A 14,397-nucleotide genomic window follows, 5' to 3' on the forward strand; every position below is an offset into this window, starting at 1 on the left:
CCCGTGTGCGGGACCGCCTTCGCCGCACTCGACGGTGTCAAGAAGCAGTTCAGCCTGAGTGCGCTTTTGGTTGAGGTGGTCACCAGCTGGCTGACGCTGATCGGCGCAATCGGCGTTTCCGTCACCTTCTGGCTGTTTGCCCTGTTCTGCCTTGCAGGCTGGATCTGGGTGCATCAAGAGGTGCCGGAAACCAAGGGCCGGTCGTTGGAGCAGATCGAGGCGAGCTGGACCGCCCCGGCCTAGTCGATTGTCAAACAGGCGCGAACGGGCTGGTATAGGGTCGATTAACCGGACGCCGTCCGACAGAGACAGGAGCGACCATGCAGATTGGGATGATGGGTCTTGGCAGGATGGGCGCGAACATGGTGCGGCGCCTGCTGCGGCATAGCCATGAATGCGTCGTCTACGACATAAGCCCCGAGGCGGTTGCGGAACTCGTCAAGGAAGGTGCGATCGGTGCCGCATCGATGGAGGACTTCGTCGCAAAGCTGGCGAAGCCCCGCTGCATCTGGCTGATGCTGCCTGCTGCCATCACCGGCAGGATCGTCGGCGATGTCGCCGCACTGATGGAGCCGGGCGACATCATCATCGATGGCGGCAATTCCAATTATCGCGACGCTGTCGACCATGCGGTTCTCTTGGCGCCGAAGGGACTGAGCTATGTCGATGTCGGCACCAGCGGCGGAGTCTGGGGCATCGACCGCGGTTATTGCCTGATGATCGGCGGTCCCGACGAGGCGGTGCGCCATCTCGATCCGATCTTCGCCGCGCTGGCGCCGGGATCAAACCCCGGCATCGACCCGGTCGAGCATGCCTCGGCCGATGGAACGGCGCAGTTGGGCTACTTGCACTGCGGCCCGAGCGGGGCCGGCCATTTCGTCAAGATGGTGCACAACGGCATCGAGTACGGCGTGATGGCGGCCTATGCCGAGGGCATCAACATTCTCAAGGCAGCCGACGCGGGAAAGCGCCACCGCACAAGGGATGCCGAAACCAGCCCGCTTTCCGAGCCCCAATACTACCAGTTCGACATCGATCTTCCCGCGGTTGCGGAGGTCTGGCGCCACGGCTCCGTCATCGGCTCCTGGCTGCTCGACCTCACGGCAGGGGCGCTGAAGGCAGATCCGGCACTGGAGAAATTCGGCGGCCGCGTCTCCGATTCCGGCGAAGGCCGCTGGACGCTGAAAGCCGCCATCGACACAGGCGTGCCGGCGCCGGTGCTGTCCTCGGCGCTGTTCGACCGTTTTGCGTCGCAGGGCGAATCCGAGTTCGCGGACAAGCTACTTTCCGCGATGCGCTTCGCCTTCGGCGGTCATGTTGAGAAGAAGGGGTAGGGACTTGGCTGGCGAGCTTCAGTCCGCCATCGCCACCAACGCGTCGGGGTCGTAGCCGAGGCGGATGGGCGCGCCGACCGGGATGTCGTCGGCGCCGAAATCGTTGGTCTCGGTCACCGAAAGGGGGTTTTCCAGGCCGTCCACAGCGACGACGAGCTGCGTGATCTCGCCGAAATAGTGCCGCTCGATGACCTTGCCGGCAACCTCGTGCTTGGCCTTCTCCTCGTCCCACAGCACGCGCAGCCGTTCCGGGCGGATGCCCAGCGTGGTCGATGCGCCATTGCCGGAAAAGCCGGCCGGCTTGGCCGTCGTGATGCGGCCGAAGCCCAGCGTCTCCAGCGTGATGGTCTCGCCGTTTACCTCGACGACATCCGCCTTGACGAAATTCATGCCGCCCAGGAAGTCGGCTACCTGCCGCGTCGCCGGGCGCTGGTAGATCACCTGCGGCGCGTCGACCTGAGCGATCTTGCCGCCGAACATCACGGCGATACGGTCCGACATGGCGAGCGCCTCGTACTGGTCGTGCGTAACCAGGATGAAGGTGATGCCGACTGCCTGCTGCAGCCGGCGAAGCTCGACCTGCATCTGCTCGCGCAGCTTCTTGTCGAGCGCCGACAACGGTTCGTCCAGCAGCAGCACTTTTGGCCGCATGACCAGCGCACGTGCCAGCGCAACGCGCTGCCTCTGACCGCCTGACAGTTCGGTGGCGCCGCGCTGGCCGAGCCCGGTCAGCGAAACCTGCTCCAGCGCTTCCTCGACGCGACGCTTTTCTTCGCCGGCGTCGAGTTTCAGCCGCTTCAGCCCGTAGGAGACGTTTTCACCGACATTGAGATGCGGGAAGATGGCGTAGCTCTGAAACACCATGTTGGTCGGGCGCCGGTTCGCGGCGATGCCGGCCATCGGCTGGCCGTCGATGAAGATGCTGCCGGAGGTCGGATTGTCAAAGCCTGCGATCATTCTGAGCAACGTGGTCTTGCCGCAACCCGATGGTCCAAGCAGCGAAAAGAATTCGCCCTCGCGAATGCTCAGATTTGCATCGTCGAGCGCCTTGAACGAGCCGTAGCTGCGCGTGACGTTACGGATTTCGATCATGGGGCGATCAGACAATCGCGCCTCCCTCGTTCTGGGTGCGCCGGGCCGCGCGGCGGCGGATCACTTCGGCGATGGTGACAAGCAGGAAGGAGCCGACGAGCAACAGGGTGCCGAGCGCCAGGACCCCGGGCAGTTTCGCCGCAAAGCGTAGCTGGCCCCAGATGTAGAGCGGCAGCGTCGCGTCGGTACCGGCGAGGAAGAAGGCAAGGATGAACTCGTCGAGCGAGATGGTGAAGGAGACGAGCAGGCTCGAAATGATGGCCGGCGCCACCATCGGCAACGTCACCCGCCGGAACGTGCCGAAGGCGCTCTCGCCAAGATCAGCGGAGGCTTCCTCGAGGCTGCGGTCAAAGCCCTCGAAACCGGAGGTCAGCACGGTCATCGAATAGGGTATGCAGATCAGGATATGGCCGAGCACGACTGTGAACAGCGACAGGCTGAAGCCGAGCTGGATAAGCACGATGAGCAGCGAGATCGCGACAATGATCTCGGGCAGCACGAGCGGCGCCATGATCAGCCCGTTGATGGCGGTGCGGCCCCTGAAGCGGTAGCGCGTGATGGCGCGTGCCGCGCAGATGCCGAGGATGGTGCTGAGGATAGCCGCTGCGACACCGACGATCAGGCTGTTCCAGGCGGCGTCGAGCAATGCCGGCGTGTTCGGCAGTTCCTCGTACCATTTGGTGGTCAGGCCGGAGAGCGGAAACTGCGGCACGGCCGATGTGTTGACCGAGAAGATCGGCAGGAAGATCACCGGCAGATAGAGGAAGACGATGTAGAGGAAGGCATAGACGGGCAGCCATCTGGACAGGAGCCGGTTCATCGCATCAGCCTCGTGGACCAGCGCAGCAGAAGCACGATGCCGCCGGCCATGGTCGTCACGACGGCCATGGTCGTTACCGAAAGGGCCGCCCCCAGCGGCCAGTTCGACGCCTTTCCGAACTGCGCCTGGATGGCGTTGGCGATCATCACGCCATCCTTGCCGCCCACCAGCTTGGGCGTGACATAGTCGCCGACGGTCGGGATCATGACGATGAGCAGGGCAGCGATGACGCCGGGCAGCGACAGCGGCAGCACCACGCGCAGGAAACGCCGCACCGGGCCGTCGCCGAGGTCGATTGCCGCCTCGATCAGGGTGCGGTCGATCTTCTCCAGGGAAACGAAGATCGGCAGCACGGCAAAGGCCGCCCAGGCGTGCGTCAGCGTGATGACCACGGCGGTGGTGTTGTAAAGCAGTGCTGTCGACGGTTCATCGATGATGCCCAGGCCCATCAGGCCCGAGTTCAGCACGCCATTGTACCCCAGGATGACCTTCCACGACATGACGCGCAGCAGGTAGCTGGTCCAGAACGGAACGGTGATGAGGAAAAGCCAGATGCCCTTGTGGCGGCCGCCATGGAAGGAAATGTAGAAGGCGATCGGATAGGCGAGGATCACGGTGAAGAAGCTGACGAGCAGCGATATCACCAGCGAGCGCATCAACAGGTCGCGATAGATCGGTTCGGTCAGCGCTATGCGGTAGTTTTCGAGCGTGAAGGTGCGGTCGATGGTCAAGTAGTCCTGGGTCCAGAAACTGTGCGCCACCACCACGATAATCGGTGCCACAAGCAGCACCAGCGCATAGGCGAAGGTCGGGCTGATCAGGGCGAAGCCCTTGGACTGTTCGGATTGCAGAAGAGCCTTGCGGTGCCCGCGCGTGGCGCGCGCCGGCGGCAGGGTCTCATCCGCCGCCTCCGTCATATCAGAGGCTTCCTCGCCGATCTGGCCTGTCGCATTGTTTCGTGCCCCACTGCCTTGCCGGCATTGCGCGTTCCCCGTCGCTTGCCGGCTATCTCGCATCATGTGCCCAAGCGACGATTGAAATCAAGTGGCATTTCTGCGATATTGATTGAACGGACATTCAAAATGGAGTGAATTGGCGCCTGAATTCGGGGGCTTGGACACTTCTGCAATCTGCGCGATCCGCGCGCAACAACGAGGTGACAAGATGGCGGCAATCAGGAATTTCAAGCCGGCGGAAACAGATGCTGCCGCTGCCGCGCAGTCTGTCGACCTCGCCAAGCGCCACCTCGTCCAGCCCTGGCCCTATGCCGGCACTGTCGGCGCCGAGGCGCGCAGCCTGATCGAGGGTGGCGAGGGCATCTACATCACCGACGGCGACGGCAAGAAGCTGATCGACGGACCCGCCGGCATGTGGTGCGTCAATGTCGGCCACCGCCGCGAGGAACTGGCGCGCGTCATGTACGATCAGGCCATGCAGCTGTCCTACAACACGCCGTGGTACACGATGAACAGTCCGTCGGCGGAGCTTGCCCGCCGCATCGCCGGTCACGCGCCGGGCGACCTCAGCCACATCTTCTTCACCACCGGCGGCTCGTCGGCCGTCGAGACGGCGCTTCGCTTCATGCAGTTCTACAACAATGTGCGCGGCCGCAGCGAGAAGAAGCTGATCATCAGCCGTGGCGGCGCCTATCACGGCTCGACCTATCTGTCGGCGTCGCTCAACGGTCGTGCGCGCGACCGCGACTGGATGGACGGCGCCCATGATCTGGTCGTCAAGCTGTCGTCGCCGGACCCGTTCCGGCGCCCGGCCGGCATGAGTGTCGAGGCCTTCTCCGACATGCTCGTTGCCGAATTCCGCGACACGGTGAACCGCATCGGCGCGGACAGGATCGGCGCCTTCGTTGGCGAGCCGGTACAGGCATCCGGCGGCGTCATCGTCCCGCCGCCCAACTATCTCGGGCGCATCCGTGAGATCTGCCGCGACAACGAGATCCTCTACGTCTCCGACGAGGTCGTCACCGCCTTCGGGCGGCTTGGTCACGTCTTCGCTTCCGAGGAAGTGTTCGGCATCGATCCCGACATGATTACCTTCGCCAAGGGCCTGACCTCCGGCTACTTCCCGCTTGGCGGCGTCATCATTTCGGAACGCCTCCTGGAGGAACTGCGGCGGTCCAACCATCCCGATGCTCTGTTCGGGCACGGCCTGACCTATACCAGCCATCCTGTCGGCTGCGCGGTTGCGCTGAAGAACCTCGACCTGCTGGAGGACGGCATCCTCGATCATGCCCGCGAGGTCGGTCCCTATTTCCAGGAGCGCATGAAGTCGCTCGAAGAGCTGGAGATCGTCGGCGAAGTGCGCGGCGCCGGGCTGATGGCCTGCGTGGAATGCGTCGCCGACCGCGAGAGCAACGATCCGCTCAAGCTCGACAAGGACGTCGGCAACCGCATCGATGCGCATTGCCACGAACTCGGCCTGCTGGTGCGGCCGCTGATCAACATGTGCGTGATGAGCCCGCCGCTGGTCATCACCCGCGAGCAGGTCGACGACATGGTGGGAATCCTGCGCGAGGGCATTTCGCGCACCATGGAAGACCTGCGCAAGGAAGGCGTCTGGCAGGGCTGACCGGCCTTCGCAGTCGGCGCGCTTGCGGCAGCTATAGCGCTTACGCCAGCACGCCAAGCGTGACGGCGGCGAGTACGGCATAACGCCCCGTCTTGGCGATCGTGACCAGCACCAGAAAGCTTCGCAGCGGTTCGCGCAACACACCTGCCGCAACCGTCAGCGCATCGCCCCCGATGGGCGCCCAGCTGAAAAGCAGGCTCCACCGCCCCCAGCGGTGGTACCAGCCGGTTGCCCGGTCAAGCGCGCGCGGGCTGACGGGAAACCACCGCCGGTCGCGAAACCGCTCGACGCTGCGACCGAGCGCCCAGTTGACCACGGCGCCCAGCACATTGCCGAGACTTGCCACCGCCACCAGCAGGATTGGCGAGTGCGTTCCCGCGACCAGGAGCGCAACGAGGGCTGCCTCCGACTGGGCCGGAAGGATTGTTGCGGCGATGAAGGCAATCGCGAAGAGCCCACCCAGAATGGCTAGATCGTCCATCGGCGGTGTCGTCTTTCGAACAGGCGGCAGACAGGCCGGACAGGGGGCCACAGGGATCAGGACAGCGCAGCCAGCAGCTGGGCGGAATCGATCCGCTCCGGAACCTCGCCGGTTCGCTCTCGAAACGTCCTATGCTCCGGAGGCCACCGGTGGCAAGATCAAAGCCTCCAGCCAGTGCCGGCGTCTCAGCCTCGGCTTTTCAGCGCATCGTTGAGGTTGGCCATGTCCTTTTCGTCCGGCGCTGATTCCAGTCCCAGCACCGGCAGCATGGCGCGCAGATGATCGTGATGCGTGCGCACGCCATATTCAAGATCGGACAGGTAGAACCCCTCGAAGGCTTGCGACAGCATGGACTCGTTCGACCACACCGAGAGCTGCACGTCTTCCGACATGGTCTCGCGATCGATGCGGAACGACAGGTAGCGCGCCGCCGCCTGCTCTCGGGTCTCCTCGCGATGCTTGTAGATGGCGCCGCGCAGCAGCGTCTCGCCGGTCGACAGCGGGAACTCCTGGTAGAACTGCACCGATTCCGGCATCACCGAAATCACCATATTGGGGAACATGCCGTAATAGACCCACGCCTTGCGCAGATGTTCCGGCAGATGCGTCGCCTCCGGCGCCAGCTTCACGTAGTTGCGCACGCTCCAGCGGCGGCCGGCATGCGGATTGTAGGTCGCGAAGGAGCGCGACACGCCGTTGACAAAGGGCTCGTCGAAATAGGTCGAGCCATAGAGATCCTGAAGCGCCGGATGCGCCATCGCCACGTGGTAGCCCTCGTTGTCGACATCGCGCACCGACTTCCAGTTGACCGGCGTGGTCTGCGACCAGATGCCGTAGGACGGCACCATCTCGGCGAACTTGTAGTGCGCGAGTTCCTCGGCGACCGGCGCCATCAGTTCGGTGACCGAAGGCTGCGGCCCCTTGCGGAAGCGGATAAAGATCAGCCCGTTCCAGATCTCGAGCTCGAGCGGCACGAGGCCGAACTCGGTCTTGTCGAGATCGGGGAAGGAACGCGGCCGCGCCGCGCCGCGCAGCGTGCCGTCGAGATTGTAGACCCAGCCGTGAAACGGGCAGACCAGCGCGTTCTTGCAATTGCCCTGATTGTCGGCAACGACGCGGGAGCCGCGATGGCGGCAGATATTGTGGAAGGCACGCACCTCGCCGTCCTTGCCGCGCACGACAAGCGCCCGCTCGCCGACCACATCCATGGTCAGATAGTCACCCGCTTCCTGCACATCCGAGACATGGCCGGCAATTTGCCAGTGATTGCGGAAAACATGCTCTTTCTCGAGCTCGAGAAGGGCGTCGCTATGATAGGCCCAGCCTGGCAGACCTCTCCTGTCCCAATCGTTGGGAATGGCCACGTCGAGGAGATGGTGGTTCATGTGCCGGCTCTATTATTGTTGAATGTTCATTCAATATGAGCATATTTTACATGCAATTGCAACAGTTTAAGGAATTCCGCCGGAGTGTGGTCGCGCGCCTTGCGCCTGTTCTGGCGGTCGGTCCGCCTACTTCCGCCGGCGCTGAAGGCGTGAATTGTTCCGGAATTTCCACGCCTTAGCGGGCGCGTCCTCGATCCGCTCGGCGCCTATTGAAACAGGCTCCGCTCGCGCTCCACTTCCGCGATGATGTGGGCCGCGACGATCTGGACACGGCGCAGCGGCCGAACCGATTCGTGATAGACGAGCCAGTAGGCGCGCCGGATCGGCTTGGCGGCCGTCACGGCAATGAGGTCCGGCATCGAACGCGCAATGAAGGCATGCAGGATGCCGATGCCGGCGTCAGCCCGCACCGCCTCCACCTGGCCGAGCGCCGACGATATCTCGAAGGCGGATTCCCAGCCCGGACTGAACTCCTGCGCGTAGGAGAGCGAGGGACTGGCGACCAGATCGGGCACGTAGCCGACCAGCCGGTGCTGAGCGAGTTGTGCCGGGGTTTCAGGCAGGCCATGGACCGCTGCATAGTCACGCGATGCAAACAGGCCGAGCGAATAGTCGACGAGCTTCTGCGCGACCAGCCGGCCTTCTTCCGGACGTTCCGTGGTGATGGCGATGTCGGCCTCTCGCCGCGACAGCGAAAAGGACCGCGGTACCGGCACGAGCTGGATCTTCAGGCCTCTGTGCTGTGCGGTGAGCGCGCCGAGCCGTGGCGCCAGGAAGGCCACGCCGAAGCCGTCCGGCGCACCGATGCGCACGGTTCCCGAGACATCGGAATCCTCCCCGGCTATCGCCCCGCGCGCGGCGATCATGTCGGCCTCCATGCGTTCGGCTATTTCCAGGAACCGTTCGCCGGCGGGTGTCATCTCGCTGCCGGTGGTCAGCCGGCGGAAGAGCTTGGCGCCAAGTGCCGCTTCAAGCGCCGCGACCCGGCGGGAAACAGTCGCATGATTAAGGTCGAGCCGCCGCGCCGCCCCTAGAATCTGCCCGGCTCTGGCCACAGCAAGGAAGATGCGCACGTCGTCCCAGTTCATCGTCGGATCGGCCCCGATTTGCCGGCTGTCTGTGCGCGCCAGCACCGCAACATTTGATGGACACTCATATTCGAACACCAATTTTTGCACAACGGTTGCGCGCCGCTGCGCGTTGCCAATGGTCGGCCAAAGCGCGACAGTGCCACAACGACAATGACGTTCAGGGAGAAGACCATGATCGAATACGGCCACTTCATCGGCGGCAAGCGCGTCGCCGGCACCAGCGGGCAGACCCATGAGGTTCTTCAGCCGATGGACGGCAGCGTTCGTGGCACCGTGGCCCTGGCGTCGGCTGCCGAGATGCGCGCCGCCGTCGAAAACGCCAAGGCGGCCCAGCCGGCCTGGGCAGCGACCAATCCGCAGCGCCGCGTGCGCGTGCTGATGAAATTTCTTGAACTGGTGAACCGCGAGTACGACGAACTCGCCGAGATCCTTGCCCGCGAACATGGCAAGACAATCGCCGACGCCAAGGGCGACATTCAGCGCGGCCTCGAAGTGGTCGAGGTATGCATCGGCGCGCCGCACATGATGAAGGGCGAATTCACGGACGGCGCCGGCCCCGGCATCGACGTCTATTCGATGCGCCAGGCGCTCGGCGTGGTCGCCGGCATCACGCCGTTCAACTTCCCGGCCATGATCCCGCTTTGGAAAATTGCGCCCGCCATCGCCTGCGGCAACGCCTTCATCCTGAAGCCGTCCGAGCGCGACCCGGGCGTGCCGATGCGCATTGCCGAACTGTTCATCGAGGCCGGGCTGCCGGCCGGCATCCTCAATGTCGTCAATGGCGACAAGGTCGCCGTCGACGCGATCCTCGACGACCCGGACATCAAGGCCATCGGCTTTGTCGGCTCGACGCCGATCGCGCAGTACATCTATTCGCGCGGCTGCGCCAACGGCAAGCGCGTGCAGTGCTTCGGCGGCGCCAAGAACCACATGATCATCATGCCGGACGCCGACATGGACCAGACAGTCGACGCGCTGATCGGCGCCGGTTACGGATCGGCAGGCGAACGCTGCATGGCGATTTCGGTGGCGGTTCCTGTCGGTCACGACACGGCCGAGCGGCTGATGAGCAAGCTGATCCCGCGCGTCGAAAGCCTGAAGGTCGGGCCCTCGACGGATTCATCCGCCGATTTCGGCCCGCTGGTGACCAAGCAGGCGCTGGAGCGCGTCAAGGGTTATGTCGATACCGGCGTCAAGGAAGGCGCGACGCTGGCCGTCGATGGCCGCGGTTTCTCCATGCAGGGCTACGAGAATGGCTACTATATGGGCGGCTGCCTCTTCGACAACGTCACCCCCGACATGAAGATCTACAAGGAAGAGATCTTTGGGCCGGTGCTGTCGGTCGTGCGTGCTCCGACCTACGAGAACGCCATCAAGCTCGCCAACGACCACGAGATGGGCAATGGCGTGGCGATCTTTACCCGCGACGGCGACGCCGCCCGCGACTTCGCGTCCCGTGTCCAGGTCGGCATGGTCGGCATCAACGTGCCGATCCCGGTGCCGATCGCCTACTACACCTTCGGCGGCTGGAAGGCCTCGTCCTTCGGCGACCTCAACCAGCATGGCCCCGATGCGTTCCGCTTCTACACCAAGACCAAGACTGTAACCTCGCGCTGGCCGTCCGGCGTCAAGGATGGCGCCGAGTTCGTCATCCCGACCATGAACTGATCGGGCGTACCGGATCCGTAACGAACCAGGGCCGCGGACATTCCGCGGTCCTTTTTCGTTCCGTCTACTTCCAGATCGGTCCTGTCCGCAAAGCCAGCCTTTCGCCCGGCCCGTGAACGGCCGCGAACAGAAGACCGGCCAGAAAGGTGAAGTGGTCGACGAAGAATCCAAACTCCGCCTGGTTGCCTGCCCAATGCGAAGGGCCGTGAAAAGCGAAGGCCAGGAAGACGACGTAGACCGCTGCCAGCAGCGAGACTTCCCTGAAGAACGCACCGCTCAGGAATCCGCAGACCAGTGCGACTTCAAACAGCGCAGCAATCCAGGCTAGCGTCAGCGGCAGGGGAAACCCGGCCGCAGCTATGTAATCGGCCGTCGGCGCCATGCCGAGAAATTTGAATGTGGCGACCATCAGGAATACCCCTGCGAAGGTCAGCCGGGCAATGATGATGGCGATTGTCTTCCCCATGGTGCACTCCTTCATCGGATGGAAGATTGCTAGGCTTGCCCTTCCAGGACGCTCGGTGCGGCCGCGGGCCGACAAAATCCCGATTGACAATTCAAATCTCGATGTAATATATCACTGATATATCAAGAGGAGCGATAGCCATGTGGACCGGTATATTCCCCGCCGTAACAACCAAGTTCACCGAAGACGACCGTCTGGACCATGCCGAGATGGAGCGCTGCTTTGCGTTGCAGATGGAAGCGGGATGCGACGGCATTATTGTCGGCGGTTCGCTGGGCGAAGGCCCGATGCTGAGCCATGACGAAGTGATCGAGGTGTTCCGCACCGCCCGCCGCGTGGCCGGCACGAAGCCCGTGCTGCTCACCGTCAACGAAGCCGGTACGCGTGAGGCCGCCAGCATCGCCAAGCGCGCCGCCAAGGAAGGCGCCGATGGCCTGATGGTGGTCCCGAGTTCGATATATCACACCAATCCCGAGGAGACGGTCGGCGCGCTGAAGGCCGTCGCCCATGCCGGCGGGCTGCCGGTGATGATCTACTCGAACCGCGTCGCCTACCGGGTTGATGTGACGATCGATGTGATGCGGGAACTGGCCTCAGATCCGCTTTTCGTCGCGATCAAGGAATCGTCAGACGACATCCGCCGCTCGACCGAAATCATCAATGCCTTTGGCGACCGCTTCGACCTTTTCACCGGCGTCGACAACCTCGCCTTCGAGGCGCTTTCGGTCGGCGCCATCGGCTGGGTCGCCGGACTGGTCACTGCTTTCCCGGCTGAAACGGTGGCGATATATCAGTTGCTGAAGCAGGGCCGCCGTGACGAAGCGCTGGCGATCTATCGCTGGTTCCGCCCTCTGCTCGATCTCGATGTCTCGACATACCTGGTGCAGAACATCAAGCTCGCCGAGGTGCTGGCGATCGGCACCAACGACCGGGTGCGCATGCCGCGCCGGCCGCTGTCGGGTGAACGGCGAACCATGGTTGAGAAGATTGTCCGTGACGCTCTTGCAACGAGACCCGAACTGCCGAAGCTTTCCGTGGCGAAGGCCGCCTGACGCAGCAGCGTTGGAGATTGGTCAACCGGGCAAGCGCGCATGAATGACGAGACTGTCTGCGACATTGCCGTCATTGGCGGCGGCATTGTCGGCATTTGCGCGGCAGCCTTCCTCGCAGAGGCGGGCAGCAGCGTCACGGTCATCGACCGGACAGGCATCTGCGAGGAAACGAGTTCCGGCAATGCGGCTGCCTTCGCCTTTTCGGAAGTTCTGCCGCTGGCGCACAAGGGCATGATGCGGCAATTGCCGAAATGGCTCGCCGATCCGCTCGGGCCGCTCAGCATTCCGCCGGCCTACCTGCCCAAACTGCTGCCCTGGCTTTTCCGTTTCTGGCGGGCCGGAGACCCGAAGCATTACGAAGCCGGCCTCGCCGCGCAGGCGGGGTTGATGAAACTTGCCGAAGCCGAGTGGTCGGGCCTTATGCAGCGCTCCGCCACGGGGCACATGCTGCGCGAGGACGGCTCGCTCGAACTCTACGACAGCGAGGCCTCGTTCAAGGCCTCGTTTCCCGGCTGGCTCTCACGCGAGCGGCATGGCATCGAATACCGCCATCTCGACCGGGCCGGGATTGACGGGTTGCAGCCGGGCCTTTCGCCGCGCTTCACTCGCGCCACTTTCCTGCCGGGCTGGAAGACCGTTGCCGACCCAAAGCTGCTCGGCAAGGCGATCTGGACCTACGCCGAAACCAGAGGTGCGCGCTTCCTCTCCGTCGACGTCGGGCTGGTACTGCCGTCGAACGGCCGTATCGCCATCCAGCTCAAGCAGGGGCGCACCATAATGGCCGAAAGGCTGGTGATCGCAGCGGGTGCCTGGTCGCATCTGCTGGCCCGCCAGTTCGGCAACAGGATCCCTCTGGAGACCGAGCGCGGCTACAACACCACGCTGCCGACATCGGCCTTCGACCTGAAGCACATGCTGACCTTTTCCGACCATGGCTTCGTCGTGACGCCGCTTGAAACCGGCATCCGGGTTGGTGGCGCCGTCGAACTCGCCGGCCTGTCGCGTCCGCCCAACTTCCAGCGCTCGAAAGCCATGCTGAAAAAGGCCAAGCTCTTCCTGCCCGATCTCGACACAAGCGGCGGCCGTGAATGGATGGGCTACCGCCCGTCGCTGCCGGACTCGCTGCCGGTGGTCGGACAATCGGCAAGCCATGCCAATGTGTTCCTGGCCTTCGGCCACGGCCATCTCGGCCTGACGCAGTCCGCGGCAACCGGTCGCTTGATCCGCGACCTCGTTCTCGGGCAGGCTCCGGCGATTAATCTTCAACCCTTCAGCCCGCAGCGGTTCTGACATGGCGCGACACTCATTTTTCTGCATCGACGGTCATACCTGCGGCAATCCGGTGCGGCTGGTCGCCGGCGGCGGTCCGCTGCTCGAGGGCTCGACGATGATGGAGCGGCGGGCGCATTTTCTCGCCGAATTCGACTGGATCCGCACCGGGCTGATGTTCGAGCCGCGCGGACATGATGTGATGTCCGGCACGATCCTCTACCCACCGACGCGGCCGGACTGCGACATTGCGATACTGTTTATCGAGACCTCAGGCTGCCTGCCAATGTGCGGCCACGGCACTATCGGCACTGTCACCATGGCCATCGAGCAGGGGCTGGTGAAACCGAAGACGCCGGGCACGCTTCGCCTCGACACGCCGGCCGGTCTGGTGGTGGCCGAGTACAGGCAGGTCGGGGACTATGTAGAGGAGGTGCGCATCACCAACGTGCCGTCATTCCTCTACGCCGAGAACCTCACCGTCGAATGCCCGACGCTTGGCGAGATCAGGGTCGATATCGCCTATGGCGGCAATTTCTACGCCATCGTCGAACCGCAGCAGAATTTTCGCGACATGGCCGATCATTCAGCCGGCGACTTCATCGCCTGGAGCCCGGTCGTGCGGGCGCGGCTCAACGAGAAATACGCCTTCGTTCATCCCGAGAATCCCGGCATCAACCGGCTGTCGCACATGCTTTGGACCGGCGCGCCGGTGTCGGCCGAAGCCGACGCGCGCAACGCGGTATTCTATGGCGACAAGGCAATTGACCGGAGCCCTTGCGGCACCGGCACCTCGGCGCGCATGGCCCAGCTGCACGCCAAGGGAGTCCTGAAAACCGGAGATGACTTCGTCCACGAGTCGATCATCGGCTCGCTCTTCAAGGGTCGGGTAGAGCAAGAGACGACTGTGGCCGACCGTCCGGCGATTGTTCCCTCCATCGGTGGCTGGGCTAGAATGACCGGCCTGAACACCATCTTCATCGACGACCGGGACCCCTTCGCGCATGGCTTCGTGGTGACCTAAAGGCAGCCAGCCGGGCTGCACTAACGGCGCACCTCAACCAAACGCGTGGTTGCAATTTTCATGCGAGAGACAGGCCATCCTTCGAACATTCTTCCATTCAAACTCGCTAGCGAGCCCGATTCATCAAGGACA

At 63.6% G+C, this 14,397-nt stretch carries 14 protein-coding genes; 7 read left to right on the forward strand and 7 right to left on the reverse strand.

Annotated features, from left to right (window positions below; genetic code table 11):
• Positions 1–3 precede the first annotated feature (3 nt).
• Together ACT2BZ_RS06085 and gnd are read left to right on the forward strand one after the other, a co-directional pair.
• Positions 4–243 (forward strand): MFS transporter, encoded by a 240-nt coding sequence (locus ACT2BZ_RS06085; RefSeq protein WP_457939952.1) that lies wholly within the window; start codon positions 4–6, stop codon positions 241–243.
• A gap of 77 nt (positions 244–320) precedes the next feature.
• Complete coding sequence (gene gnd, locus ACT2BZ_RS06090) at positions 321–1,334, forward strand: phosphogluconate dehydrogenase (NAD(+)-dependent, decarboxylating) (protein ID WP_457939953.1); 1,014 nt, start codon at positions 321–323, stop codon at positions 1,332–1,334.
• An 18-nt stretch (positions 1,335–1,352) separates the two neighbouring features.
• On the opposite strand, the gene ACT2BZ_RS06095 is transcribed toward gnd, so the two are convergent.
• From ACT2BZ_RS06095 to ACT2BZ_RS06105, 3 genes are read right to left on the reverse strand one after another with little or no spacing between them, the layout of a single operon-like run.
• The gene (locus ACT2BZ_RS06095) at positions 1,353–2,426 is read right to left on the reverse strand and encodes an ABC transporter ATP-binding protein (protein WP_457941235.1); all 1,074 of its coding nucleotides are present in this window, start codon (positions 2,424–2,426) and stop codon (positions 1,353–1,355) included.
• Positions 2,427–2,433: 7 nt separating this feature from the next.
• Positions 2,434–3,246 carry an ABC transporter permease gene (locus ACT2BZ_RS06100; protein ID WP_457939954.1) on the reverse strand — a complete coding sequence of 271 codons (813 nt, stop codon included), beginning with the start codon at positions 3,244–3,246 and terminating at the stop codon, positions 2,434–2,436.
• Positions 3,243–4,163, reverse strand: a complete 921-nt coding sequence (locus ACT2BZ_RS06105; protein ID WP_457939955.1) for an ABC transporter permease — start codon at positions 4,161–4,163, stop codon at positions 3,243–3,245. The genes ACT2BZ_RS06100 and ACT2BZ_RS06105 overlap by 4 nt, the downstream gene beginning before the upstream one ends.
• Positions 4,164–4,410: 247 nt before the next feature.
• Here ACT2BZ_RS06105 and ACT2BZ_RS06110 point away from each other — a divergent pair, with 247 nt between their 5' ends.
• Entirely contained in the window at positions 4,411–5,829 is a 1,419-nt protein-coding gene (locus ACT2BZ_RS06110; RefSeq protein WP_457939956.1) for an aminotransferase, read from the forward strand.
• Positions 5,830–5,869: 40 nt separating this feature from the next.
• Here ACT2BZ_RS06110 and ACT2BZ_RS06115 read toward each other — a convergent pair whose 3' ends face one another.
• The 3 genes from ACT2BZ_RS06115 to ACT2BZ_RS06125 all read right to left on the reverse strand — a co-directional run bounded on the left by ACT2BZ_RS06115 (position 5,870) and on the right by ACT2BZ_RS06125 (position 8,783).
• On the reverse strand, positions 5,870–6,310 hold the full coding sequence (locus ACT2BZ_RS06115; RefSeq protein WP_457939957.1) for a YqaA family protein: 441 nt from the start codon (positions 6,308–6,310) through the stop codon (positions 5,870–5,872).
• Positions 6,311–6,495: 185 nt separating this feature from the next.
• Positions 6,496–7,695 (reverse strand): aromatic ring-hydroxylating oxygenase subunit alpha, encoded by a 1,200-nt coding sequence (locus tag ACT2BZ_RS06120; protein WP_457939958.1) that lies wholly within the window; start codon positions 7,693–7,695, stop codon positions 6,496–6,498.
• 206 nt (positions 7,696–7,901) lie between these two features.
• Positions 7,902–8,783 (reverse strand): LysR family transcriptional regulator, encoded by an 882-nt coding sequence (locus tag ACT2BZ_RS06125; protein ID WP_457939959.1) that lies wholly within the window; start codon positions 8,781–8,783, stop codon positions 7,902–7,904.
• Positions 8,784–8,957: 174 nt separating this feature from the next.
• On the opposite strand from ACT2BZ_RS06125, the gene ACT2BZ_RS06130 reads away from it, so the two are divergent.
• Positions 8,958–10,454: a CoA-acylating methylmalonate-semialdehyde dehydrogenase gene (locus ACT2BZ_RS06130; protein ID WP_457939960.1), complete on the forward strand. Its 1,497-nt coding sequence runs from the start codon at positions 8,958–8,960 to the stop codon at positions 10,452–10,454.
• Between the two features lie 64 nt (positions 10,455–10,518).
• Here ACT2BZ_RS06130 and ACT2BZ_RS06135 read toward each other — a convergent pair whose 3' ends face one another.
• Positions 10,519–10,920, reverse strand: a complete 402-nt coding sequence (locus ACT2BZ_RS06135) for a DoxX family protein (RefSeq protein WP_457939961.1) — start codon at positions 10,918–10,920, stop codon at positions 10,519–10,521.
• 140 nt (positions 10,921–11,060) lie between these two features.
• Between ACT2BZ_RS06135 and ACT2BZ_RS06140 the strand changes: the two genes are divergently transcribed.
• The 3 genes from ACT2BZ_RS06140 to ACT2BZ_RS06150 are packed head-to-tail and all read left to right on the forward strand — an operon-like array spanning position 11,061 to position 14,265.
• Entirely contained in the window at positions 11,061–11,972 is a 912-nt protein-coding gene (locus tag ACT2BZ_RS06140; RefSeq protein WP_457939962.1) for a dihydrodipicolinate synthase family protein, read from the forward strand.
• Between the two features lie 39 nt (positions 11,973–12,011).
• Positions 12,012–13,262, forward strand: coding sequence for an NAD(P)/FAD-dependent oxidoreductase (locus ACT2BZ_RS06145; protein ID WP_457939963.1), 1,251 nt, complete (start codon positions 12,012–12,014; stop codon positions 13,260–13,262).
• Position 13,263: 1 nt separating this feature from the next.
• The gene (locus ACT2BZ_RS06150) at positions 13,264–14,265 is read left to right on the forward strand and encodes a 4-hydroxyproline epimerase (protein WP_457939964.1); all 1,002 of its coding nucleotides are present in this window, start codon (positions 13,264–13,266) and stop codon (positions 14,263–14,265) included.
• Positions 14,266–14,397 lie beyond the last annotated feature (132 nt).

Source organism: Mesorhizobium sp. 10J20-29 (assembly GCF_054130485.1).